Consider the following 23,493-nt stretch of genomic DNA (forward strand, 5'->3'; position numbering starts at 1 on the left):
GTAAAAAACACCTCTACGTCAGAAGCTCCATCCCCCTTACATTCTGAACGAGCCACTTCCGCATTTCTTTATTGTCCAGCTCCAGTGGCTAGAATGTTCGGTGGCTTCGCTTCTTCCTACGAGGTAAAAAACACCTCTACGTCAGAAGCTCCATCCCCCTCACATTCTGAACGAGCCGCTTCCGCTTTTCTTAAGAAGTTAGGTGGGAGATAAACTGCCCGTAAAATCCCGATTGGTCATGCTAATAATCAGTGGGGGATGAAGAGAATCCCCCACTGATTAAAGTTTCACTTTATCGTGTTTAAAAAAGAGAGAAGAATAAACCGATCAGAGCCGCTCGGAATATTAATGCGACAATTGCCGCTATGCCGCCCATAATTGCAGCAATTCCACCTGTAACAGTAGCGCCGCGGTTATAGGCATATATGCCAAGTAGGACAGAAAGAAGTCCAAAGAGTACTGGAAAAGTGAATAAAGATAAGACAGCAAGAGCGAGTGCGATAAATCCAGCTGTTCCTCCGCCGGTTTTTGTCGTTTCTCGTTCTTTGTCAGTGTAAGGTACACCGTTCGGTGCAATTTCAGTTGCATATTCTTCTTCAAAATGATCTTCGTTTTCTCTATAACGTTCCTCGTGTTTATCAGTCAATGTGATATCTCCTTTCATAAAGAGCTTCATGTTTAGTATGAGCTACTTTTGTTTTTTTATCCCGCTATTCTTGGGCAGTAATACTCCCACCTCAAAATTCGGCGAAAGCAATGTCCAGCTCCAGTGGCTAGAATGTTCGGTGGCTTCGCTTCTTCCTAAGAGGTAAAAAACACCTCTACGTCAGAAGCTCCATCCCCCTCACATTCTGAACGAGCCACTTCCGCTTTTCTTAAGAAGTAAGGTGGGAGATAAACTGCTCGTAAAAGCCCGATTGGTTCAACTAATAATCAGTGGGGGATGAAAAAAATCCCCCACTGATTAAAGTTTCACTTTATCCTATTGTTCGCAAACGGTAAGCTATACTTTTAGCTCAAGTAACTTTTGGGAGAAGAGCTATTTTTAAAAAATATTAAGTTGTAAAAATTGGTATGTCTTTATTGTTTTTGGAAACGATAAAAAGGAATTGATAGGAAAAAGAGGTGGTTTCTATGACGCAACATCCAATTGAAAACTTAATGAAAACAGCAATGGCAAATTTAAAAGAAATGGTGGACGTTAATACGATTGTCGGAAGGCCGGTATCAACAGCAGATGGCAGTATTATATTAACCGTTTCCAAAGTTGCCTTTGGTTTTGGAGCAGGCGGAAGTGATTTTAATGTGAATGGACAAAAAACAGAGGCGCAGAGCATACATCCATTTGGAGGTGGAAGTGGTGCTGGGGTTTCCATTAATCCGGTTGCATTTTTAGTAGTTGGGGCAAAAGGGGTTCAAGTAATGCACTTACATAGTGGTACACACCTTGTAGAAAAAGCATTGGAAACAGTGCCTAATGCAGTGCAGAGATTGGTAAATAAGCTTTAATAGGATACTTGCATTTTAAGGAAATTATGGTATAGTAGTTGAAGTGTGCTTAAAAACGATACGAATATAAAGTGAATGGAAATATATAGAGAATGATGATTTATGAAAGAACAAGGGAGAGGTATAAATGATTAACATCAAGAATTTTGTTGTCGGTTTATGTATGTTAGTGAGCGGATTTGTTGTGTATGTACTAAAGGAAAAAGCGCAGTTTTAACAAACAGGCTCATTTGTTAGTCTGTTTTTATTTTGGGAAAAATATTGACAATGATATTGTATTGAGGTATAATATGATTTCGTGTCTCGGTTACAACTAGTATATATTGGTTATTCTTTACTTATACAAATCACTGGCTTGCTAAAGATCGGGTGATGATGCCAACAACTTTAGTGATCACGTATAGGATGATTTGTATTTGTAAGCTGTATCCACATACTAGTGTATCAGGAGCGGTCGTTGGAGCCGTGATGATGAAAGAGAGGTAGGGCTTTCATCCAGTATATGTTACTTTCCCGTTAGTTAAATATAAAAAAAGAAGGCTACTTTTTTAAAAAATGGTAGCCTTCTTTTCATGTATTTCTGAAAGAAGTCCCCATCTTCGAGCGAATGATGGGTTTATAAAGTGAAGCTTTCTATAAGAGTCCTTATTAATTAAAGATTCACTTTATTAAATTCTACTTTCGACTTGTTGACAAATTTCATCGGTTGTTAATCCTCTTGCGTCAATAACAGATCCCTTTATCACGGCATTACTTATCCCCGCTACGTTAGAATCTTGACCGCTGATAACGCAGCAGTCACATCCTTGTACATCACTTTCAGATTGTAATGAGACTACGTCATGTCCCTTTTGCTGTAATGCTTGTTGTACGTTTGTTAAAGTATTTTCTACTCCAATTTTCGCCATGTTATTCACCTCCTGCCATCTAGTAATATGTTCCTTTTTCGGAAGAATATTCACTAATTAGCAGAAGAGTTCCCACGTGTGGCAGAAGAAGAAATAAACTAGTCATTATAAACTCCAGTTAACATATCACATACAAAACGATCATTTTGCACATCTTGCATCGTATCATCATTTGATTGTACATCAACAGAAGCAATATACATCAGATTTTGTGTTGTTTTATTTTGCTCTGTGTATGGAAGTAATTCTACATAATCCTCTAATTTACACAGTCCTTTTGTATTCATTAAATCAAATAGCTGAAGCATTTCCATTACTTCTTGTCTGGTTCCTTTAATTTGTAAACATGTCATATGATTTAGCCTCCTCGAATTTGTCAAAATGATTTTTGAAAATAGGATTATGAGTAAAAAGGAAAAAATATGAGTGTTATCCTCAAATTTTATTTTTTATTTTTCCACCTCACTTTATGAATCCTCTTTTTCCTAAAAACAGATAGAACGCCCGTTTATTGAATACAATACATTCGCATCTTTAGACAAAAATCCTTCTCTTAAACAAATAATTTTTCGCTAAAGAAAATGTCGAAAAATATTTTTTGACATTTTGTAAACGTTAACAATGTTGATGAAACAATATAAAGTAGGTTGTTCTTAAGTTTAAAAATTTTAAATTTTCAAAAATTTCTTTGATTTATTTAAAAAGGGAGCGTAAACTAGGAAACAATAAAAAATTCAAGGGAATAGGGGGCGCTTTTAAGTGAACGAGCAATGGATTTTCTTAAATGGAGAATTTGTTCCAAAGGATGAGGCAAAAGTTTCTGTCTATGATCATGGATATTTATATGGCGATGGGGTATTTGAAGGCATTCGTGTCTATAGCGGGAATGTTTTTCGATTAAAGGAGCACCTAATTCGTCTGTACGAATCAGCAAAATCCATTTTACTAGAAATTCCATATACGTTGGAAGAGGTGACCAATATTGTCGTTGAAACAATAAGACGTAATCAATTATCCAACGGGTATATTCGTTTAGTTGTATCACGCGGGGCTGGAAATCTTGGTTTGGATCCTGATTCGTGTTTAAAGCCAAGTGTCGTTGTAATTGCTGAACAACTAGCATTGTTTCCAGCGGAATATTACGAAAAGGGTATTCCGGTTGTGACCGTTGCAACAAGGCGGAATCGCCCAGACGTATTAACACCACAAGTGAAATCATTGAATTATTTAAATAATATTTTAGTTAGAATTGAAGCGAAACTTGCGGGTGTGCAGGAAGCGCTGATGTTAAATGAACAAGGGTATGTTGCAGAAGGTTCAGGCGACAATGTATTTATTGTAAAAGGCAATAAATTAATTACGCCGCCAAGTTCTGCGGGAGCACTGGAAGGAATTACGCGAAATGCGATTATGGAAATTGGTAAGAAGCTTGGCTATGACGTAAGGGAAGAGTTATTTACTCGTCATGATGTGTATGTAGCGGATGAAGTGTTTTTAACAGGTACAGCAGCTGAAGTTATTGCGGTGACGAAGGTTGACGGAAGAGAAATTGGTGCTGGGAAACCAGGAACACATACAAATCATTTATTAGAAGAATTCCGTAAGCTTGTTGTAGAAGATGGTGAAAAAATTTATGAAGAAAATAAAGTAAGTTGATAGGAGAGTAACCGATGCGAAGCAATATGATTAAACAAGGGATTGACCGGGCGCCGCATCGAAGTTTGCTTCATGCAGCAGGCGTTAAAGAAGAAGATTTTCATAAACCATTTATTGCAATTTGTAATTCATATATAGATATTGTTCCAGGTCATATTCATTTAAGGGATCTTGCTGATGTAGCGAAAGCTGCCATTCGCGGGGCGGGAGGTGTTCCTTTTGAATTTAATACAATCGGTGTTGATGACGGAATTGCAATGGGACATATTGGAATGCGCTATTCACTTCCGAGCCGGGAGATTATTGCAGATGCAGCAGAAACTGTAATTCAAGCTCATTGGTTTGACGGAGTTATGTTTATGCCGAATTGTGACAAAATTACACCAGGAATGTTAATGGCATCTGTTCGGACGAATGTTCCTTCTATTTTTGTATCAGGAGGGCCGATGGAAGCTGGAAAAGCAAAAGACGGAACCCCTCTTTCATTAGCATCTGTATTTGAAGGGGTTGGCGCTCATAAATCAGGGAAGTTAAGTTTAGAGCAGCTGATTGATATGGAAAAATCAGCATGTCCAACGTGTGGTTCTTGTTCAGGGATGTTTACAGCAAATTCTATGAATACCATTATGGAAATGCTCGGTGTTGCACTTCCTGGAAATGGAACGATTGTGGCAACAAGTGAAGAACGACATAATTTAATTCGTCAAGCTGCGTTTCATTTAATGGATTTAATTAAGCGTGACATAAAGCCGCGTGACATTATTACGAAAGAAGCAATTGATGATGCTTTTGCATTAGATATGGCGATGGGCGGATCGACAAATACCGTTTTACATATGTTAGCCATCGCGAATGAAGCTGGAATTGATTATGATTTGCAGCGTATTAATGATATTGCAAAGCGCGTTCCATACTTGGCGAAAATTAGCCCAGCTTCTCATTATTCTATGCATGATGTACATGAAGCGGGTGGGGTGGCTGCTATTATTAAGGAGCTTTCACAAATTCCAGGGGCAATTCATTCTGAGCGCATTACAATTACAGGGAAAAGCATTTATGAAACAGTAGAAGATGGAAAAATTTTAGATGAAAAAGTAATTCGTCCGAAAGAGCGGCCTTATCGTAAAACGGGTGGATTATCGATTCTCTTTGGTAATTTAGCACCTGATGGTTCGGTCCTAAAAGTTGGAGCGATTGATGAATCGGTTACTTCATTTGTTGGTGAAGCGATTTGCTTTGATTCCCATGATGAAGCGGTCGCAGCAATTCATAGTGGTATTGTGAAAGAAGGACATGTTGTGGTTATCCGCTATGAAGGCCCGAAAGGCGGACCTGGTATGCCGGAAATGTTAGCTCCAACATCAGCAATCGTTGGAAGAGGACTTGGAACAAAGGTTGCATTGGTTACCGACGGACGCTTCTCCGGAGCAACAAGGGGGATCGCGATTGGGCATGTATCACCAGAAGCAGCTGAAGGAGGACCAATTGCATATGTGAAAGACGGTGATCCAATCATCATTAATTTAAAAGATGGCCGTATTCATTGGGAAATTTCTAACGAAGTATTAGAAGAGCGAAAAAAACAATTTATTTCTCCAGAACCGAAAGTGAAAACTGGCTATTTAGCACGATATGCAAAGCTTGTTACTTCGGCAAACACGGGAGGAATTATGAAAGTATAAAGTGAAACTTCCGTTTACGGATGGATAAAGCGTTGATAGGGAGGAGTAGTTGATTGTGAAGCCTCACAGAGAGTCGGTGGTTGGTGGAAACCGATGGTTCACGTTGACGAACATCGCCCTTGAGTGCCAAACTGAAGCACTTGTCTAGGTTTGGACGGTAGCTCCGTTATTAGCTTGATTCTATTAGAGTCACTGAGGCAAGAATCTTTCTTGCAAAGAAGGGTGGTACCACGAAGTCTTTCGTCCCTTCAGCATATAGCTGAAGTGTGGGCGAAAGACTTTTTTATTTATATATGTATTTCATAAAGGAGGTTTCTCAAAACGATGTCTTCAAAAACGGAAGAGAAAATGGCAACCGGTGCACAGTTATTGTTACATGCGCTTAGAAAGGAGAAGGTAGAAGTCATTTTTGGCTATCCAGGAGGAGCTGTTTTGCCGCTATATGATGCGCTTTACGATTGTGAAATTCCTCATATTTTAACGCGGCATGAACAAGGAGCAATCCATGCTGCAGAAGGGTATGCAAGAATCACTGGAAAGCCTGGTGTTGTAATTGCTACGAGCGGGCCAGGAGCGACAAATGTCATTACTGGCTTAGCAGATGCGATGATGGATTCTTTACCGCTTGTTGTATTTACTGGTCAAGTTGCAACAACGCTCATAGGGAGTGACGCCTTTCAAGAAGCGGATGTAATCGGACTTACAATGCCTGTCACAAAGCATAATTATCAAGTGCGAAATGTTTCGGATTTACCAAGAATTGTGAAAGAGGCATTTCATATTGCAGCAACAGGTAGACCAGGTCCGGTCGTCATTGATCTTCCGAAAAATATGGTTGTAGAAACTGGAGAGCGATGCAGCGATGTCCAGATGGATTTACCTGGATACCATCCGAATTATCATCCGAATCAACTGCAAATTACAAAGCTGTTACAAGCAATTGAAACGGCAAAGAAACCACTTATTTTAGCAGGTGCTGGTGTACTTCATGCCAAAGCGGCAAATGAATTAACTACATTTGCTCGAATGTACCACCTCCCGGTTGTTCATACATTGCTTGGTCTTGGTGGATTTCCAGCGGATGATCCATTGTTTTTAGGAATGGGGGGGATGCATGGTTCATATGCAGCAAATATGGCTTTGTATGAATGCGATTTGTTAATAAATATAGGGGCGCGTTTTGATGATCGTCTCACAGGTAATTTAACGTATTTTGCAAAGGAAGCAACGGTAGCCCATATTGATATTGATCCTGCGGAAATTGGAAAAAACGTTGCAACAGAAATTCCAATTGTCGCAAGTGCTAAGCATGCTTTAGAAGCGTTATTAGCGTGTAAAGGGGAGAAACACAATCATAAAGAATGGCTAGAACTTTTGCAAAGAAGAAAGAGTCGTTATCCGTTTTGTTATAAAGACGATTCACAAATGTTAAAACCACAAGCGGCAATCGAAATGCTTTATGAAGTTACAAAGGGAAATGCGATTATAACGACGGATGTTGGACAGCATCAAATGTGGGCTGCACAATATTATAAATTAAAACAACCTGATAAGTGGATTACATCAGGAGGTCTTGGAACGATGGGGTTTGGTTTGCCAGCTGCGATTGGCGCACAATTTGCCGAGCCAAATGAACTCGTTGTAGCAATTGTAGGTGATGCTGGCTTTCAAATGACATTACAAGAATTAAGTGTTTTAAAGGAACATTCCCTCCCTGTGAAAGTCCTTATTTTAAACAATAAAGCACTTGGGATGGTGCGGCAATGGCAAGATGAGTTTTATAATCAGCGTTATTCACATTCGGTCCTTTCTTGTCAACCGGACTTCGTCATGTTAGCCCATGCATATGGAATAAAAGGAGTCCGCATTGAAAATCCATTAACAGCAAAAGAACAATTCAAAGAAGCGCTGAATTTACAAGAGCCGGTGCTAATTGATTGCCGCGTTTTACAATCTGAAAAAGTTATGCCTATGGTTGCACCGGGGAAAGGTATTCATCAAATGGAGGGGGTGGAATAGTGAAACGGATTGTGACAGCGACAGTTCGAAATCAAAGCGGAGTTTTAAATCGGATTACAGGTGTGATGGCGAGGAGGCAATTTAATATTGAAAGTATCTCAGTAGGCCATACAGAATCATCTCATACTTCAAGAATGACATTTGTTGTTCATGTTGAAAATATCCAGCAAGTCGAACAGCTTATTAAACAGCTTCATAAACAAATTGATGTATTAAAAGTATCTGATATTACAGAAGAAGCAATGATTGCAAGAGAACTTGCGCTCATTAAAGTGTCTACGTCTATTGCTTCTAGATCCGAATTGTATAGCTTAATTGAACCATTTCGCGCTGCTGTTATAGATGTTGGAAAGGATTCCATCGTCGTTCAAGTAACAGGAACGCAAGAAAAAGTAGAAGCGCTGATTGAATTGTTACGCCCATACGGTTTAAAAGAAATTGCAAGGACAGGAGTAACAGCTTTTACAAGAAGTATGAAAAAGCAAGATAAACAACAAGTAATGTTAATTCATTAATTTTTAAAATATAGGAGGAGAAAGAAAATGGCGAAAGTTTATTATGAAAAGGATGTAACGGTAAATGTATTAAATGGAAAGAAAGTAGCAGTTGTTGGTTATGGGTCTCAAGGTCATGCTCATGCGCAAAATTTACGTGATAACGGTTTTGATGTTGTTGTAGGTCTTCGTCAAGGAAAGTCATGGGAAAAGGCGAAAGAAGATGGATTTTCTGTATATAAAGTTGCCGAAGCTACAAAACTAGCAGATGTTGTAATGGTATTGCTTCCAGATGAACTACAGCCGGAAGTATATGAAGCAGAAATTGCACCAAATTTGCAAGAAGGAAATGCTCTTGTGTTTGCTCATGGGTTTAACGTTCATTTTAATCAAATTACACCACCGGAAGATGTAGATGTATTCCTTGTAGCACCAAAAGGGCCGGGGCATCTTGTACGCCGCACATTTGTAGAGGGCGGGGCTGTACCAGCATTATTTGCAGTTTACCAAGATGCAACAGGAACGGCTTATGAAAAAGCGCTATCGTATGCAGATGGAATTGGGGCAACTCGCGCTGGTGTACTGCAAACAACATTTAAAGAAGAAACAGAAACAGATTTATTTGGAGAGCAAGCAGTGCTTTGCGGAGGTGCAACAGCACTTGTGAAAGCAGGTTTTGAAACATTAGTAGAAGCTGGTTATCAACCGGAACTTGCCTATTTTGAATGTTTACATGAACTAAAGCTAATTGTCGATCTTATGTATGAAGGTGGATTAGAAAATATGCGCTATTCAGTTTCGGATACAGCGCAGTGGGGGGATTTTGTATCGGGGCCGCGTGTTGTAACAGAGCATACGAAGCAAGCGATGCAAGAAGTATTAAAAGACATTCAAGATGGAACATTTGCTAGAGGCTGGATTACGGAACATAAGGCAGGAAGACAAAACTTCCATGCAATGAATGCAGAGGAGAATGCACATCAAATTGAAGTGGTGGGCCGCCAATTGCGTGAGATGATGCCATTTGTGAAACCGAGAGTGAAAATGGAGGTTAAGTAATATGAAGCAAATTTTGTTCATGGATACGACGCTTCGCGATGGGGAGCAATCACCTGGAGTAAACTTAAATGAACAAGAAAAATTACAAGTTGCAAGGCAGTTAGAGAGGCTTGGAATTCACGTGATGGAGGCGGGCTTTGCGTCCGCTTCCGAAGGTGATTTCCAGTCGGTGAAACGTATTGCTGAAGTAATTCAAAATGCTTCTGTTATGAGTCTGGCTCGTGCTAAGGAAAGTGATATTCGTACTGCATATGAAGCGTTAAAAGGAGGCGTATCTCCTCGGTTACATGTATTTCTCGCAACGAGCGATATTCATATGAAATATAAGCTCCGTATGTCAAAGGATGAAGTGTTAGATACAATTTATCGTTCTGTAAAACTTGGGAAATCATTATTTCCAGCGGTGCAGTTTTCCGCAGAAGATGCAACGCGAACACCCCCTTCTTTTTTAGCGGAAGCTGTAGAAGTTGCGATTCGCGCTGGAGCGGATGTAATTAATATTCCTGATACAGTAGGATATACAAATCCAGAAGAATATTATTCTCTTTTCCAATATTTGGGAGAATATGTTCTCTCTTATGAGAAAGCTATTTTCTCTTGTCATTGTCACGATGATCTTGGCATGGCAGTAGCCAACTCATTAGCGGCAATTGAAGGCGGTGCACTTCAAGTCGAAGGAACGATTAATGGCATCGGAGAACGCGCTGGTAATGCTGCTCTCGAAGAAATTGCAGTTGCACTCCATATTCGAAACGATTACTACGGGGCGTCATCTTCCATACAATTAAAGGAAATTAAAGCGGCGAGTACACTTGTAAGTCGGTTAACGGGTATGGTTGTTCCAAAAAATAAAGCAATTGTTGGTGCCAATGCGTTTGCCCATGAATCTGGTATTCATCAAGATGGGGTTTTAAAAGAAGCATCTACTTATGAGATTATTTCACCTTCTCTCGTAGGAGAAGAACGAAATCAATTTGTACTTGGGAAACATTCCGGACGCCACGCTTTTACAGAGAAAATGAGAGAGTTAGGTTATGATTTTACAGAAGAAGAGAGGGACTTAGCATTTCGTGCTTTTAAACGGTTAGCAGATCGAAAGAAAGAAATTACAGAAGAAGATTTACGGGCGCTTGTATTAGGGGAAACTGCATTTGCTAAGCAGCAGTATGATATTAAACAATTGCAAGTTCATTTTGTATCAAGCAGTATTCAAAGTGCAACCGTCTGCTTAGAAGATACTGAGGGGAATGAGCTGGAGGATGCTGCGACTGGAGCTGGTAGCATTGAAGCGATTTATAATGCAATTCAAAGAATTCTTCATTTACAATGTGAGCTCGCTGACTATCGTATTCAATCGATTACACAAGGACAAGATGCATTAGCTCATGTTCATGTTGAATTGAAAGAAGATGGGCATCAAGTTTCTGGTTTTGGCGTAGCGCAAGATGTATTAGAAGCTTCGGCTCGTGCTTACGTATATGCAGCTGGGAAATTAAAAGCATTACGATCACTTACAAAATCGTAAAGGAGTGCCTGAAGATGGAAAAACGAATCGTTTGTTTAGCTGGTGATGGAGTTGGGCCAGAAATTATGACTAGTGCAAAACAAGTGCTAGAGATGGTAGAAAGGCTATACGGTCATGATTTTTATTTGCAAGATGAATTGTTTGGAGGAGCAGCAATTGATGTATCCGGCCAGCCGCTTCCGCCCCGCACATTAACAGCGTGCTTAGCAAGTGATGCAGTATTACTAGGTGCAGTTGGAGGACCGTATTGGGATGATGCAAAAGAACGTCCTGAACAAGGACTTCTTACACTGAGAAAAGGGTTAGGTGTTTTTGCAAACGTTCGGCCAGTTTCTGTAGAAGAAACAACAGCGCACTTATCACCGCTAAAAGAAACGGGGCAAGTTGATTTTGTTGTCGTTCGTGAATTAACAGGTGGAATCTATTTTTCGTTTCCGAAAGAGCGGACAGAAGAAGTAGCAACGGATACACTTACTTATCATCGACGTGAAGTAGAACGAATTGTTTCCTATGCATTTCAATTAGCGAGAAAACGTCGAAAAAAAGTAACTTCTATTGATAAGGCGAATGTTTTAGAGTCTAGTAAACTATGGCGGCAAGTAACAGAAGAAGTAGCAGCGCGCCATCCAGAGGTAGAGTTAGAACATTTATTAGTAGATGCTGCCGCAATGGAACTCATTCGTAATCCAAGACGATTTGATGTGATCGTTACAGAAAATTTATTTGGCGATATTTTAAGTGATGAAGCATCTGTATTAGCAGGTTCATTAGGAATGTTACCGTCTGCAAGTCATGCGGAGAATGGTCCGTCTCTTTATGAGCCAATTCATGGATCAGCGCCAGATATTGCTGGGAAAGATAAAGTAAATCCTATCGCAATGCTTCGTTCGGTCGCAATGATGCTTGGGCAATCATTTGGGTTAAGAAAAGAAGGAGAAGCAATTGAAGAAGCCATTTCTACAGTTCTTTGTTCTGGAAAATGTACTGCAGATTTAGGCGGGAATGAAACAACAACTTCGTTTACAAAGTATGTATTACAAGCGATGGAAGAGCAGGCACTAGTGGGAAGATGGCGATAATGGGAAAGACACTACTAGATAAACTTTGGGAACGGCATGTTGTAGCAACAGATGAGAATGGATTGGATTTATTATATATTGATCTTCATCTCGTTCATGAAGTAACATCACCGCAAGCCTTTGAGGGCTTGCGGCTTGCAAAGCGAACTGTGAGGTGTCCGGATTTAACGTTTGCGACAATGGATCATAATGTACCGACAAAGGATGTGTGGAACGTTACAGATGGCATCGCAAAACAACAAATGGATACGCTTCGTCATAATTGCGAACAATTTCATGTGCGATTAGCAGATATAGGAGATGAAGCACAAGGAATTGTACATGTGATTGGGCCAGAACTTGGATTAACACAACCGGGAAAAACAATTGTGTGCGGGGATAGTCATACAGCGACACATGGAGCGTTTGGTGCGCTGGCGTTTGGGATTGGTACGAGTGAGGTTGAACATGTATTAGCGACCCAAACTTTATGGCAACGGAAGCCGAAAGCGATGGGAGTAGAATTAAAAGGAACATTGCCAAAAGGTGTATATGCGAAAGATATTATTTTACATTTACTTGCTACATACGGTGTTTCTGTTGGAACAGGACATGTGATGGAGTTCTATGGAGATGCTGTACAAAAAATGACAATGGAAGAACGAATGACGCTTTGTAATATGGCGATTGAAGGAGGAGCAAAAGCAGGCATGATTGCTCCGGATGAAACGACGTTTGCTTATGTAAGAGGGCGACAATATGCACCGAAAGAGTTTGAACAAGAAGTGGGAAAATGGCGTGAATTATACACGGATGAAAATGCGGTGTATGACACAGTCCTTACAGTTGATGTGAAACATTTGGCGCCGTACGTAACATGGGGTACCAATCTAGGAATGGGGCTTCGCATTGATGAAGTACTCCCGCCGGCAAATGACAAAAATGATGAACGTGCCTATGCATATATGGGTCTTCAAGCAGGTAGGCGCGTAACGGATATTCCAATCCAACACGTGTTTATTGGTTCTTGTACAAATTCCCGGTTGTCTGATCTAGAAATTGCTGCTGCGGTTGTGAGAGGGAGGAAGGTGAAAACAGGGGTGCGAGCTCTTGTTGTCCCTGGATCAAAACAAGTGAGAGATGCAGCAATGAAAAAAGGGTTACATCTTATTTTTGAAGATGCGGGATTTGAGTGGCGAGAACCTGGATGTTCAATGTGTCTTGGCATGAATCCAGATCAAGTGCCAGAAGGTGAACATTGTGCTTCTACTTCGAACCGGAATTTTGAAGGAAGGCAAGGAAAGGGAGCAAGAACACATCTCGTTAGCCCGGCTATGGCTGCAGCCGCTGCAATTTACGGTTATTTTGTTGATGTGAGAAAGGAGAACTACGATGGAGCCATTTCATATGCATAAAGGGAAAGTTGTAGCATTGATGCATGATAATATCGATACCGATCAAATCATTCCGAAGCAATATTTAAAACGGATTGAAAGAACAGGATTTGGAGAGTTTTTATTTGATGAATGGCGTTATTTAGATAACCGTCAAGAAAACCTTGCATTTCCGCTGAACGCTCCTGAGCGAAAAGGAGCTACGATTTTAATTACAGGAGAAAACTTCGGTTGCGGATCTTCTAGAGAACATGCCCCGTGGGCTCTTGCGGATTACGGATTTCGGGCTATTATTGCAGGGAGTTTTGCAGATATTTTTTATATGAACTGTATGAAAAATGGAATTCTCCCTATTGTTATGACAAAAGAAGCTCGTGAGCATCTTGCATCTGTAGCACCGCAAGCGATAATAGAAATAGATTTAGAGAATGAAATGATAACAACTCCTGAGCACAGCTTTTCTTTTTCTATTGAACGCATGTGGAAAGAAAAGTTGTTAAGCGGTTTAGATGATATTGGGGTTACACTTCAATACGAACAGAAAATTGTAGAATATGAAATGAAACAATTATAGAAAGTAAAGAATATTCTTTACTTTCTGTTTTATCGGTAGTATACTGACTTAAAACTAAGAGGAGAAAGGGAGTAATGACAATGTTTACTTTCCAATCAGTCATTTTATTTACACAACATCATCATACATAAACCCTTGAACCTAGCGTGAAAAAACGTGTAGGTACAAGGGTTATTCCTGTTGTACCTACATTCTCCAAAGAGCTATGTAGGTATTTTTATCTACATAGCTCTTTTTTCGTTTTCTAAGCGCTATGTTGTGAGTGTATGAGTAATTATTTATCCCGCATCAAGTGAAATGTGGCTAAAGAAATGAATAAGGGACATATAAGAGAAGGGTATTAAATATGTTATCTTTGTAGATTTTTTGTATACATGTGTCAAAAAAGTAGAGGTGTGATGATGAAAAAATGGAAACGAGCCAATCCAAATGGAACAAGAGATTTTTTGTTTCAAGAATGTACATTAATGGAGGAAACTGAACAAAGGTTAAGACGTACATTTATTGAGAGAGGATACGAAGAAATCCGGACACCTATGATTGAATTTTATGATGTATTTGCATTTCAAAATCGTCCTATTGACGAGGAGAAGATGTATAAGTTTTTTGATTCTGAGGGGCGCATCCTCGTTCTTAGACCTGATATGACAATTCCACTAGCTCGTGTAATCGGAACAAAAAGAATGGAAGCTCCTTTGAAATTAACCTATAGTGGAAATGTTTTTCGGGCAAATGAATCTTTATCAGGCAAATATAATGAAATTACACAAACTGGAATTGAGATTGTTGGTATCGATAATATACGCGCTGAAATTGAGTGTATTGTGAGCACAATTGTCGCTTTGCAATCAGTTGGTATTCAATCATTTAAAATTGAAATTGGCCAAGTGGAACTCTATAAATCTATCGTGAAAAAATTGTCTTTACGAGAAGAAGATGAATACACATTGCGAGAATATATTGAGAGTAAAAATTATGCTGCTTTGTCCCATTTTCTCCAAGAAAAGCAGTTAGATATGCAAGATGAAACGGTACAATTATTACAAAAGTTACCTCGTTTATTTGGTGGGTTAGAAGTGATTGAAGAAGCTGAGAAGCTTGCTGTAAGTAAAGAGATGAAGCGAGCCATTGCACGGATTAAAAATATATATGAAAACATGGAACGTCTTGGGTATGGTGGGTATATTTCTATTGATTTGGGGATGATTCAACATCTTCATTATTATACGGGTGTAATCTTTCGTGGATATATATGTGATATTGGCGAAGAGATTGTCAGCGGCGGGAGATATGATGAACTGATTGGGAATTTTGGCGAGTCTCTATCTGCAGTAGGGTTAGCAATACAAGTAAATCAAATTGTACGCACTTTACAAGAGCAGAAGGAAACTTCATATCAAAAACAAGTGGATGCTCTCATATATTATTCGTTAGATATGATTTCAGAAGCAGAGAAATTACGTATTTTATTTAGGAAAGATGGTATAAAAGCAGAACTGTCTATGTTAGAAAATTTACAAGATACATTTCAATTTGCAAGAACACTTGATGTAAAAACGGTAATTGATGTATCAGGAGATACTTTAACCCAGTATGTTTGGAAAGGGAAATGGATCATGCGGAAAAAAGGAGAATCCTCATGCGTAACATTCAAATTGCGTTAACGAAAGGAAGATTAGAAAAACATGTAATCTCATTGTTTGAACAAATTGGTATTGATTGCCAAGAGCTAAAAGATAAAGGAAGGAAGCTCGTATTTCAAAGTACGAACTCAAAAGTTTCATTTATTCTTGTAAAGGCAGTGGATGTCGTAACATATGTCGAGCATGGTATCGCGGATATTGGGATTGTTGGGAAAGATATTTTACTTGAATATGAGAATGACGTATATGAAATGGTTGATTTAGGGGTAGGGTGTTGTAAAATTTGCGTTGCTTCCACTTTGTCGTATCGCCCAAATGGTTATAACAAAAAGAGAATTGCAACAAAGTATCCGAATATTACTTCTGCATATTTTCATAAGAAGGGAGAAGATGTAGAGATTATTAAAATAGAAGGTTCTGTTGAAATTGCTCCTTTACTAGGGTTAGCAGATGCAATTGTCGATATTGTAGAAACAGGACAAACGTTGAAAGAAAATGGGTTACTCGTATTTGAAGAAATTTGCGATATTTCAGCACGCTTAATTGTAAACAAAGCATCTTTAAAAATGAAAAAAGACGAAATATTCAATGTTATAAATAAGATAGAGGGTGTTGTAGCAGAAAAGAACGAAAGGAGGCGGAAAGATGGAAATTATATATGAGGATTATTCAAATATTTTATGTAAGGTAAAACGGCTAAGAGAACAAGCAAACACAGTAGAAGAAACGATTCAACAAGATGTGAAGAAAATTGTTGTAAGTGTAAAGGAGAAGAAAGATGAAGCACTTTTTTCATATACAAAGGCTTTTGATGGAGTAGAGTTGACTCAATTTCAAGTTTCGGAAGAAGAACTGGAACTCGCGTATAGACGTGTCGAACCAGCCTTTTTAGCAGCATTGCAAGAAGCAAAGAATAATATTATTTCATACCACGAAAAGCAAAAAAGACAGGCATTTATTGATACAGAAGAAGGGGTTATTAGAGGGCAAGTTGTTAGGCCGCTGCAAACCGTTGGCGTGTATGTACCAGGGGGAACGGCAGTATATCCATCATCTGTTCTTATGAATGTTTTGCCCGCAAAAATTGCGGGCGTCAATAAAATTGTCATGGTAACACCGCCGAATCGTGGAGGAGTAGATCCACATATTTTAGCAGCGGCAAAAGTTGCTGGGGTTGATGAGGTGTATACAGTAGGAGGAGCACAAGCAATTGCTGCGTTAGCATACGGAACAGAATCGATTCCACGTGTTGATAAGATTGTAGGGCCAGGAAATATATATGTTGCATTAGCAAAGCGAGAAGTATTTGGTTCCGTTCATATCGATATGATTGCTGGTCCGTCCGAAATTGTTGTTATTTCTGATGAAACGGGAAATGCAGCATATATTGCGGCTGATTTATTATCACAAGCAGAACATGACATACGAGCAACTGCAATTTGTATCACAACTTGTTTGGAATTAGCACAGGAAGTGAAACGGGAAATAGAAAAACAATTGCTGAATCTCCCAAGAAGTGAAATAGCTCGTGAATCTATTAACAGAAACGGAGCAATTCTTGTCGTAGAGTCGTTGGAACAAGCGTTTCAGCTCTCAAATGAAATAGCGCCGGAACATTTAGAACTGCACATAAAAGAACCAATGACAGCTCTTTCGTCTATTCAACATGCAGGCTCTATATTTTTAGGTCCATATACGCCGGAGCCATTAGGTGACTATATGGCAGGTCCGAATCATGTGTTACCAACGAGCGGAACAGCAAGGTTCTTTTCCCCGTTATCTGTTGATGATTTTATTAAAAAATCGAGCTTTTTATTTTATACAAAAGAGGCTCTTGGAAAGGTGCAACATCATATTGTCAATCTAGCAGAAAAAGAAGGATTACAAGCTCATGCGAGAGCAATTGAGATTCGTTTTAAGGGAGGGAACAAGTGATGCGCGCTGCAAAACAAATGAGAAGTACAGCGGAAACAAAAATTTCTGTAGCACTGCAATTAGATGGCAATCAAGAAGTTTCCATTCAAACAGGAGTTGGTTTTTTTGATCATATGTTGACTTTATTTGCAAAGCATGGTCGTTTTGGATTGCAAATTGAAGCTGATGGTGATGTGTATATTGATGCCCATCATACAGTAGAAGATGTTGGGATTGTTCTTGGGAATTGTTTGAAAGAAGCACTTGGTGATAAAGCGGGGATTAATCGTTACGGTACAGCTTATGTACCAATGGATGAAGCGTTAGGGTTTGTTGCAGTTGATATAAGCGGAAGGTCACATCTCGTATTTAATGGTGAATTTACAAATCCAAAGCTTGGTGACTTTGATACGGAGTTAGCAGCAGAATTTTTTCGGGCAGTTGCTCATGCGGCGAATATAACATTACATGCACGCGTTATATATGGAAGCAACACGCATCACAAAATTGAAGCGCTCTTTAAAGCGTTTGGACGTGCACTCTGTGATGCTACCGAGAAAAACGAAAAAATTATCGGGGTAAATTCTACGAAAGGACTGTTGTAATTTGATTGCAATTGTAGATTATGGAATGGGTAATATCCGGAGTGTCGAGCAAGCATTAAGGCATATTGGAGCTGCGTATATTGTAACAGATGAAGCAGAAGCAATTGTAAATAGCAAAGGTGTTATTTTGCCAGGAGTTGGTGCGTTTCCAAGAGCGATGCGTTGTTTAGAAGAAAAAGGACTTATTTCTGTTTTACAAAAGGTTGCTTATGCAGGAAAACCACTGCTTGGTATTTGTTTAGGCATGCAGCTTTTATTTGAAGAAAGTGAAGAGATTGAAAGAACAAAAGGGTTAGGATTGCTTCCAGGGGCAGTAAGGAAATTAAATGTAGCGCATAAAATTCCGCACATGGGATGGAATCAATTACAAAAGAAAACGAAGCATCCTTTATGGAATGAAATAGAAGAGGACTCCTTCGTTTATTATGTTCATTCTTATTATGCACAATGTCCAATTGAAGTTGTAGTTGGTGGGAGTGAGTACGGTGTTTTCGTACCAGGTCTTGTTGCGAAAGAAAATGTATTCGGAGCTCAGTTTCACCCTGAAAAAAGTGGGGAAATAGGAATTCGAATATTACGAAATTTTAAGGAGGTTATAGAAAAATGAAAATCTTCCCAGCTATTGATGTGAAAAATGGTCGTTGCGTCCGTTTATATCAAGGGAAATTTCAACAAGAAACAGTCATGAATGAAAACCCTGTTGCACAGGCATTGTTATTTGAACAACTTGGTGCACGTGCATTGCACATTGTCGATTTAGACGGCGCAGTTGCTGGTCGTTCAGAGAATCTTTCTGTCATTGAAGATATTTGCAAGGCAGTGCGAATTCCAGTGCAAGTTGGAGGAGGGATTCGTTCGATTGCTGCGATTGAAACACTTTTATCAGTTGGAGTGATGAAAGTAATTCTTGGAACGTCAGCACTGTATGATCGTATATTTCTAGAAGTGGCAGTTCGTTTATATGGAGGCAAAATTATTGTTGGAATTGATGCTAAAAATGGGTATGTAGCAACGCGAGGATGGCTAGATGTGTCTGAAATGTCTTATATACAACTAGCAAAGGAAATGGAGGAAGTAGGTGTACAGACACTTATTTTTACTGACATTTCTAGAGATGGAACGCTTACAGGTCCAAATTTCGAACAATTACAAAAATTAAAAGATGAGGTTTCGCTTCAAATTGTTGCTTCTGGTGGTGTGAGTTCTCTTGCTGATGTTGAGAAGTTACAGGATATGGACTTATATGGCGCGATTATAGGGAAAGCATTATATGATAAAAAAGTTATGTTAGAAGAAGCATTGCAGGTGACAGGGGCATGTTAACGAAGCGAATTATTCCGTGTTTAGATGTGAAAAATGGTCGCGTTGTAAAAGGAGTCAATTTTGTAGGATTACAAGATGTTGGGGATCCTGTTGCAATCGCTGCTGCATACAACGAAGCAGGTGCGGATGAACTTGTATTTTTAGATATTACGGCAACATACGAAGATCGGAAAACCATGATTGATGTTGTAGAACGTACAGCAAATCAAGTATTTATTCCTCTTACAGTTGGAGGCGGAATCTCGTCTGTTCAAGATATGTATGGATTACTTCGTGCAGGTGCAGATAAAGTTTCATTAAATTCAGCGGCAGTGCAAAGACCGGCATTAATCCAAGAGGGAGCAGAACAATTTGGCTCTCAATGTATAGTTGTTGCAATTGATGCCAGAAAGAGCGTGGAAAACAAATGGAATGTGTATGTGAATGGAGGACGCATTGATACAGAAATGGATGTAGTCGAATGGGCAAAGCGTGTGGAATGCTTGGGGGCAGGTGAATTATTGTTAACGAGTATGGATGCAGATGGAACAAAAGATGGCTATGATTTATTTTTAACAGAAACAGTTTCAAAAGCAGTTGGTATTCCCGTAATTGCTTCGGGAGGATGTGGATCAATTGAACATATTGCCGAAGTTTTTCAGCGAACATCGGCAAATGCCGCGTTGGCAGCTTCGATTTTTCATTACGGCGAGGCAACGATTCAAGAAACGAAACAAAAGTTACAAAAAGCGCAAATTGAGGTGAGATTGTGAAACCAGATTTCTCAAAAGGGTTATTGCCAGCTGTTGTGATTGAAGAGGGTACAAAAGATGTATTGATGTTAGCCTATATGAATGAAGAAGCGTATGAAAAAACAGTAGAGACAAAAACGACGTGGTTTTATTCGCGCTCACGAAGAAGTTTGTGGAATAAAGGGGAAACATCGGGACATATTCAGTACGTTAAATCACTATATTTAGATTGTGATCAAGATTCTATTATGATAGTTGTTCAGCAGGTAGGTGTAGCTTGTCATACAGGAGAAAAGTCGTGTTTTTATAATAAGGTGTTATAGGGGGATAAGGAAATGAGCGATGTGTTGCAACAATTATACGAAACCATTGGGCGGCGAAAAGAGAATCCTATCTCTGAGTCGTATACAAATTACTTATTTACAAAAGGAGAAGACAAAATATTAAAGAAATTAGGGGAAGAATGTACGGAAGTTATCATTGCAGCGAAAAATAATAAGAAAGACGAGCTTATAAAAGAAGTTACTGATCTTACGTATCATTGCTTAGTGTTACTCGTAGAAAAAAATGTCTCATTACAAGAGATAACAGAAGAATTACAGAAACGGCAAGGACAATTATCGAGAGTGGGCGAACGAAAAGACATTGATGCTTTATAGGAGGGGAGAAAAATGAGAGTAGATTATCACCTTCACTTAGAAGAAGGACCGTATTCCATGCGATGGTTATCTCGCACAAATGAAGCGCTTGAGCATTTTGCACCGATTGAAGAAGAAAAGCATTCGATGAAATGGATATTGAAGGCGGGGGAACGTTTACAAAAGCGGGTAAAGGCAGGGGCATTTTCATCGGAATGGATTGATTTATACTTAGAGGAAGCTGTGCGTAAAGGGTTGGGAGAAGTTGGCATTGTGGATCACTTATATCGTTTCTATGAAGCGAAGGAATATTATGAACGCTACGTCGATATTCGTAATACAGAACTAGGGCAGCTGCAAAAAGAATGGTTAGATCAAGTGAGGGTAGAATCGATTATAAACTTTATAAGCGCAATTGAAGATGCGAAAGACAGATGGAGAAAACGGGGCGTGACGTTACGACTTGGGCTAGAAGCAGATTATTTCATCGGCGGGGAAGAAGAACTGACAAAGTTATTAACGTTAGGAAATTGGGATTATGTTATTGGTTCTGTACATTTTATTAATGGGTGGGGATTTGATAATCCGGATACAGACGATTATTTTAGACAGCATGACTTACATGCGTTATATCAGACATTTTTTCAAACGTTAGAAAAAGGAATACGTTCTGAATTATTTGATATTGTTGCACATTTAGATAACATAAAAGTGTTTAACTATCGCATAGATGAAAATGAGCAATTACCATATTACGAAACAATCGCTAAGGCTTTAATCGAGACGAATACAGCTACGGAAGTGAATGCTGGATTATATTATCGATATCCTGTAAGAGAAATGTGTCCGAGCCCTTTGTTTTTACAGCGCTTAGTACAATATGGTGTTCCGATTACAATTTCTTCAGATGCACATTTCCCAAATGATTTAGGTAGTTACGTACAAGAAAATATAGAAACACTCCGAAATCATGGTGTGACACATGTTGCAACATTTGAAAAAAGAATTCGGAACATGAAACCGCTCGAATATGTAGAAGAGAATGTTTTGTGATAAAGTGAAACTTCCATCAGTAGGAGAGGCTGTATTCCCTACTGATGGAAAGCCCGCCCAACCTTGCACATGCCCCCGCCTATTCTCTTTGCATCTTGAATGGGTGGGGCTTACTGCCCGCGAATAGCGGGATGAAAACCTCCTTTTTTGTTTACACTAACGTTGAACAACAAAGGAGGATTTTCTTATGGCGAAACAACAATATAAAGATACTGGGAAGTTAACGAATGAGAGCAATGCCTTGCAAAAAGATCAATCAGAGCAAGCAATTATACAAGAACAAATTAGTGATACAGTAGCAGAAGGAACAATTGATGTGAAGCTAGGACAAGGAAGAGACCAATAAAGTGAAACATGGAAAAAAGGCTGAATGTATTCAGCCTTTTTTCCATGTTTTTGTAAAGAAAGGTGATAAAAATATATGAAAACAAATTGAAAAAAGGACACCTCCTTTGTTTTAGGTGGGCGAGAGGGTTTGGCCATACATAGAAACGATTAGGGCCTTTTTCTGCCACGTACGGTAATAAAAGAAAGAGAGAAAACGAGTGCATGTCATCTTTTGTTCCACATAACCGCAACGTATATGTAGAACAAACAAAACGGATTTATATAGTTTAATCAAATTCCTTGTCTTTTTTCGACGGGATTTTTTACAATAGTATTGAATGAGCATATTTTGATGTAGAAAAGAAAGGATGCTTAAACATGGCAAAAATTTTAATAGCAGGAAAAATTCCAGAAATTGGACTACAGTTGTTACGAGATCATGAAGTGGAAATGTATGATAAAGAAGAATTGATTGGCACAGAAGAGCTAGTAGCACGTGTAAAAGATAAGGATGCATTATTGAGCTTACTTTCAACAAAAATTCCGAAAGAAGTCATCGATGCAGCACCGTATTTGAAAATTATTGCAAACTACGGAGCTGGATATGACAATATTGATTATAAATATGCGGTGGAAAAGGACATAGCGGTTACGAACACACCAAAAGTTTCCACAGAGGCAACAGCAGAGCTAACATTTGCAATTTTGTTAGCGGCAGCACGCCGTATTCCAGAAGGCGATACACTATGTCGTACAGTTGGTTTTAATGGCTGGGCACCGCTCTTTTTCTTAGGGCGTGAAGTATACGGTAAAACGATTGGCATTATTGGTCTTGGAGAAATTGGGAAAGCAGTGGCAAAACGAGCAAAAGCATTTGGGATGAACATTATGTATACAGGACCAAGTCGTAAATATAGGGCGGAGCAAGAATTAGGGGCAACATATGTAACGCTGGAAGAACTATTGCAAACAGCGGATTTTGTTACCATTAACTGTGCTTATAATCCGAAGTTGCATCATATGATTGATGAAGAACAATTTAGATTGATGAAAAAAACGGCTTATATTATTAATGCGGCACGTGGTCCAATTATGAATGAAGAGGCACTTGCGTTTGCATTAGAAACAAAAGAAATTGAAGGGGCGGCGCTTGATGTCTTTGAATTTGAACCAAACATTACAGATAAATTAAAAGAGTTAAAAAATGTTGTGTTAACACCGCATATTGGAAACGCAACAATTGAGACGCGTGATGCAATGGCAGAAGTGGCAGTGCGCAATATTTTAGCGGTATTAGAAGGAAATGAGCCGTTAACTCCAGTGTATAAAAAAGAACTTATAATGAAATAAAAAGAATCCTTCCTTATGATAGGAAGGAAGG

The 23,493-nt window shown here is 39.1% G+C and carries 26 protein-coding genes and 1 other annotated feature; of the genes, 23 read left to right on the plus strand and 3 right to left on the minus strand.

Translation table 11 applies throughout. The features are described 5' to 3' along the window. Positions 1-301: 301 nt before the first annotated feature. The gene (locus MR076_RS02015; RefSeq protein WP_242217104.1) at positions 302-664 is read right to left on the minus strand and encodes an imidazole glycerol phosphate synthase; all 363 of its coding nucleotides are present in this window, start codon (positions 662-664) and stop codon (positions 302-304) included. A 470-nt stretch (positions 665-1,134) separates the two neighbouring features. Between MR076_RS02015 and ytfJ the strand changes: the two genes are divergently transcribed. Next, on the plus strand, positions 1,135-1,509 hold the full coding sequence (ytfJ, locus tag MR076_RS02020) for a GerW family sporulation protein (RefSeq protein WP_242217106.1): 375 nt from the start codon (positions 1,135-1,137) through the stop codon (positions 1,507-1,509). A gap of 127 nt (positions 1,510-1,636) precedes the next feature. Then, positions 1,637-1,726 carry a hypothetical protein gene (locus MR076_RS02025; protein ID WP_020063024.1) on the plus strand — a complete coding sequence of 30 codons (90 nt, stop codon included), beginning with the start codon at positions 1,637-1,639 and terminating at the stop codon, positions 1,724-1,726. Between the two features lie 451 nt (positions 1,727-2,177). On the opposite strand, the gene MR076_RS02030 is transcribed toward MR076_RS02025, so the two are convergent. Further along, complete coding sequence (locus MR076_RS02030) at positions 2,178-2,417, minus strand: YkuS family protein (RefSeq protein WP_242217107.1); 240 nt, start codon at positions 2,415-2,417, stop codon at positions 2,178-2,180. Positions 2,418-2,515: 98 nt separating this feature from the next. Further along, the gene (locus MR076_RS02035) at positions 2,516-2,770 is read right to left on the minus strand and encodes a DUF3911 family protein (RefSeq protein ID WP_242217109.1); all 255 of its coding nucleotides are present in this window, start codon (positions 2,768-2,770) and stop codon (positions 2,516-2,518) included. A gap of 406 nt (positions 2,771-3,176) precedes the next feature. Between MR076_RS02035 and ilvE the strand changes: the two genes are divergently transcribed. The 21 genes from ilvE to MR076_RS02140 all read left to right on the plus strand — a co-directional run bounded on the left by ilvE (position 3,177) and on the right by MR076_RS02140 (position 23,462). Further along, positions 3,177-4,073 carry a branched-chain-amino-acid transaminase gene (gene ilvE / locus MR076_RS02040; protein ID WP_242217111.1) on the plus strand — a complete coding sequence of 299 codons (897 nt, stop codon included), beginning with the start codon at positions 3,177-3,179 and terminating at the stop codon, positions 4,071-4,073. Between the two features lie 14 nt (positions 4,074-4,087). Further along, positions 4,088-5,755, plus strand: a complete 1,668-nt coding sequence (gene ilvD / locus MR076_RS02045) for a dihydroxy-acid dehydratase (protein ID WP_242217113.1) — start codon at positions 4,088-4,090, stop codon at positions 5,753-5,755. Positions 5,756-5,778: 23 nt separating this feature from the next. Next, positions 5,779-6,006, plus strand: a binding site (T-box leader). A 73-nt stretch (positions 6,007-6,079) separates the two neighbouring features. Next, on the plus strand, positions 6,080-7,774 hold the full coding sequence (gene ilvB / locus MR076_RS02050) for an acetolactate synthase large subunit (protein WP_242217115.1): 1,695 nt from the start codon (positions 6,080-6,082) through the stop codon (positions 7,772-7,774). Beyond that, a complete protein-coding gene (gene ilvN, locus MR076_RS02055) occupies positions 7,774-8,289 on the plus strand; it encodes an acetolactate synthase small subunit (RefSeq protein ID WP_242217117.1) in 516 nt (171 codons plus the stop codon). Before ilvB ends, ilvN begins: the two co-directional genes overlap by 1 nt. Positions 8,290-8,316: 27 nt before the next feature. Continuing rightward, entirely contained in the window at positions 8,317-9,327 is a 1,011-nt protein-coding gene (gene ilvC / locus MR076_RS02060; protein ID WP_242217118.1) for a ketol-acid reductoisomerase, read from the plus strand. Position 9,328: 1 nt separating this feature from the next. Continuing rightward, positions 9,329-10,852, plus strand: a complete 1,524-nt coding sequence (locus tag MR076_RS02065) for a 2-isopropylmalate synthase (RefSeq protein ID WP_242217120.1) — start codon at positions 9,329-9,331, stop codon at positions 10,850-10,852. A 14-nt stretch (positions 10,853-10,866) separates the two neighbouring features. Beyond that, positions 10,867-11,931: a 3-isopropylmalate dehydrogenase gene (gene leuB, locus MR076_RS02070; protein WP_242217122.1), complete on the plus strand. Its 1,065-nt coding sequence runs from the start codon at positions 10,867-10,869 to the stop codon at positions 11,929-11,931. Beyond that, positions 11,931-13,325, plus strand: coding sequence for a 3-isopropylmalate dehydratase large subunit (leuC, locus tag MR076_RS02075; RefSeq protein WP_242217124.1), 1,395 nt, complete (start codon positions 11,931-11,933; stop codon positions 13,323-13,325). The genes leuB and leuC overlap by 1 nt, the downstream gene beginning before the upstream one ends. After that, the gene (gene leuD / locus MR076_RS02080; protein WP_242217126.1) at positions 13,303-13,878 is read left to right on the plus strand and encodes a 3-isopropylmalate dehydratase small subunit; all 576 of its coding nucleotides are present in this window, start codon (positions 13,303-13,305) and stop codon (positions 13,876-13,878) included. Before leuC ends, leuD begins: the two co-directional genes overlap by 23 nt. A 401-nt stretch (positions 13,879-14,279) precedes the next feature. Next, a complete protein-coding gene (gene hisZ, locus MR076_RS02085) occupies positions 14,280-15,542 on the plus strand; it encodes an ATP phosphoribosyltransferase regulatory subunit (RefSeq protein WP_242217127.1) in 1,263 nt (420 codons plus the stop codon). Further along, the gene (gene hisG, locus MR076_RS02090) at positions 15,518-16,183 is read left to right on the plus strand and encodes an ATP phosphoribosyltransferase (protein ID WP_242217130.1); all 666 of its coding nucleotides are present in this window, start codon (positions 15,518-15,520) and stop codon (positions 16,181-16,183) included. The genes hisZ and hisG overlap by 25 nt, the downstream gene beginning before the upstream one ends. Further along, positions 16,167-17,456, plus strand: a complete 1,290-nt coding sequence (gene hisD, locus MR076_RS02095; protein ID WP_242217131.1) for a histidinol dehydrogenase — start codon at positions 16,167-16,169, stop codon at positions 17,454-17,456. Before hisG ends, hisD begins: the two co-directional genes overlap by 17 nt. Further along, positions 17,456-18,040 (plus strand): imidazoleglycerol-phosphate dehydratase HisB, encoded by a 585-nt coding sequence (gene hisB, locus MR076_RS02100; protein WP_242217132.1) that lies wholly within the window; start codon positions 17,456-17,458, stop codon positions 18,038-18,040. The genes hisD and hisB overlap by 1 nt, the downstream gene beginning before the upstream one ends. Before the next feature lies 1 nt (position 18,041). Next, positions 18,042-18,647 (plus strand): imidazole glycerol phosphate synthase subunit HisH, encoded by a 606-nt coding sequence (hisH, locus tag MR076_RS02105; protein ID WP_242217133.1) that lies wholly within the window; start codon positions 18,042-18,044, stop codon positions 18,645-18,647. Continuing rightward, the gene (hisA, locus tag MR076_RS02110) at positions 18,644-19,363 is read left to right on the plus strand and encodes a 1-(5-phosphoribosyl)-5-[(5-phosphoribosylamino)methylideneamino]imidazole-4-carboxamide isomerase (protein ID WP_242217134.1); all 720 of its coding nucleotides are present in this window, start codon (positions 18,644-18,646) and stop codon (positions 19,361-19,363) included. The genes hisH and hisA overlap by 4 nt, the downstream gene beginning before the upstream one ends. Continuing rightward, positions 19,357-20,115: an imidazole glycerol phosphate synthase subunit HisF gene (hisF, locus tag MR076_RS02115; protein ID WP_242217135.1), complete on the plus strand. Its 759-nt coding sequence runs from the start codon at positions 19,357-19,359 to the stop codon at positions 20,113-20,115. Before hisA ends, hisF begins: the two co-directional genes overlap by 7 nt. After that, positions 20,112-20,417, plus strand: coding sequence for a phosphoribosyl-AMP cyclohydrolase (hisI, locus tag MR076_RS02120; protein WP_242217136.1), 306 nt, complete (start codon positions 20,112-20,114; stop codon positions 20,415-20,417). Before hisF ends, hisI begins: the two co-directional genes overlap by 4 nt. A gap of 12 nt (positions 20,418-20,429) precedes the next feature. After that, positions 20,430-20,753: a phosphoribosyl-ATP diphosphatase gene (gene hisE, locus MR076_RS02125; RefSeq protein ID WP_242217138.1), complete on the plus strand. Its 324-nt coding sequence runs from the start codon at positions 20,430-20,432 to the stop codon at positions 20,751-20,753. Positions 20,754-20,765: 12 nt separating this feature from the next. Next, a complete protein-coding gene (locus MR076_RS02130; protein WP_242217139.1) occupies positions 20,766-21,785 on the plus strand; it encodes a histidinol phosphate phosphatase domain-containing protein in 1,020 nt (339 codons plus the stop codon). A 187-nt stretch (positions 21,786-21,972) separates the two neighbouring features. Then, on the plus strand, positions 21,973-22,131 hold the full coding sequence (locus MR076_RS02135; RefSeq protein ID WP_242217140.1) for a DUF4025 domain-containing protein: 159 nt from the start codon (positions 21,973-21,975) through the stop codon (positions 22,129-22,131). A gap of 359 nt (positions 22,132-22,490) precedes the next feature. Continuing rightward, positions 22,491-23,462: an NAD(P)-dependent oxidoreductase gene (locus tag MR076_RS02140; RefSeq protein ID WP_242217141.1), complete on the plus strand. Its 972-nt coding sequence runs from the start codon at positions 22,491-22,493 to the stop codon at positions 23,460-23,462. Positions 23,463-23,493: the final 31 nt, after the last annotated feature.

Source organism: Bacillus cereus group sp. BfR-BA-01380, from assembly GCF_022663535.1.
In the GTDB taxonomy this organism is placed as follows: Bacteria; Bacillota; Bacilli; order Bacillales; family Bacillaceae_G; genus Bacillus_A; species Bacillus_A cereus_BB.

Bases quoted from the DNA above. Each gene is read 5' to 3' on its own strand.
- ilvD (WP_242217113.1), top strand. From the start codon at position 4,088: ATGCGAAGCAATATGATTAAACAAGGGATTGACCGGGCGCCGCATCGA.
- ilvC (WP_242217118.1), top strand. From the start codon at position 8,317: ATGGCGAAAGTTTATTATGAAAAGGATGTAACGGTAAATGTATTAAAT.
- MR076_RS02140 (WP_242217141.1), top strand. From the start codon at position 22,491: ATGGCAAAAATTTTAATAGCAGGAAAAATTCCAGAAATTGGACTACAG.
- hisZ (WP_242217127.1), top strand. From the start codon at position 14,280: ATGAAAAAATGGAAACGAGCCAATCCAAATGGAACAAGAGATTTTTTG.
- MR076_RS02030 (WP_242217107.1), bottom strand. From the start codon at position 2,417: ATGGCGAAAATTGGAGTAGAAAATACTTTAACAAACGTACAACAAGCA.
- leuD (WP_242217126.1), top strand. From the start codon at position 13,303: ATGGAGCCATTTCATATGCATAAAGGGAAAGTTGTAGCATTGATGCAT.
- ilvB (WP_242217115.1), top strand. From the start codon at position 6,080: ATGTCTTCAAAAACGGAAGAGAAAATGGCAACCGGTGCACAGTTATTG.
- hisG (WP_242217130.1), top strand. From the start codon at position 15,518: ATGCGTAACATTCAAATTGCGTTAACGAAAGGAAGATTAGAAAAACAT.
- leuB (WP_242217122.1), top strand. From the start codon at position 10,867: ATGGAAAAACGAATCGTTTGTTTAGCTGGTGATGGAGTTGGGCCAGAA.
- hisB (WP_242217132.1), top strand. From the start codon at position 17,456: ATGCGCGCTGCAAAACAAATGAGAAGTACAGCGGAAACAAAAATTTCT.
- hisA (WP_242217134.1), top strand. From the start codon at position 18,644: ATGAAAATCTTCCCAGCTATTGATGTGAAAAATGGTCGTTGCGTCCGT.
- hisF (WP_242217135.1), top strand. From the start codon at position 19,357: ATGTTAACGAAGCGAATTATTCCGTGTTTAGATGTGAAAAATGGTCGC.
- hisD (WP_242217131.1), top strand. From the start codon at position 16,167: ATGGAAATTATATATGAGGATTATTCAAATATTTTATGTAAGGTAAAA.
- MR076_RS02035 (WP_242217109.1), bottom strand. From the start codon at position 2,770: ATGACATGTTTACAAATTAAAGGAACCAGACAAGAAGTAATGGAAATG.
- MR076_RS02130 (WP_242217139.1), top strand. From the start codon at position 20,766: ATGAGAGTAGATTATCACCTTCACTTAGAAGAAGGACCGTATTCCATG.
- MR076_RS02065 (WP_242217120.1), top strand. From the start codon at position 9,329: ATGAAGCAAATTTTGTTCATGGATACGACGCTTCGCGATGGGGAGCAA.
- ytfJ (WP_242217106.1), top strand. From the start codon at position 1,135: ATGACGCAACATCCAATTGAAAACTTAATGAAAACAGCAATGGCAAAT.
- hisE (WP_242217138.1), top strand. From the start codon at position 20,430: ATGAGCGATGTGTTGCAACAATTATACGAAACCATTGGGCGGCGAAAA.
- leuC (WP_242217124.1), top strand. From the start codon at position 11,931: ATGGGAAAGACACTACTAGATAAACTTTGGGAACGGCATGTTGTAGCA.
- MR076_RS02025 (WP_020063024.1), top strand. From the start codon at position 1,637: ATGATTAACATCAAGAATTTTGTTGTCGGTTTATGTATGTTAGTGAGC.
- MR076_RS02135 (WP_242217140.1), top strand. From the start codon at position 21,973: ATGGCGAAACAACAATATAAAGATACTGGGAAGTTAACGAATGAGAGC.
- MR076_RS02015 (WP_242217104.1), bottom strand. From the start codon at position 664: ATGAAAGGAGATATCACATTGACTGATAAACACGAGGAACGTTATAGA.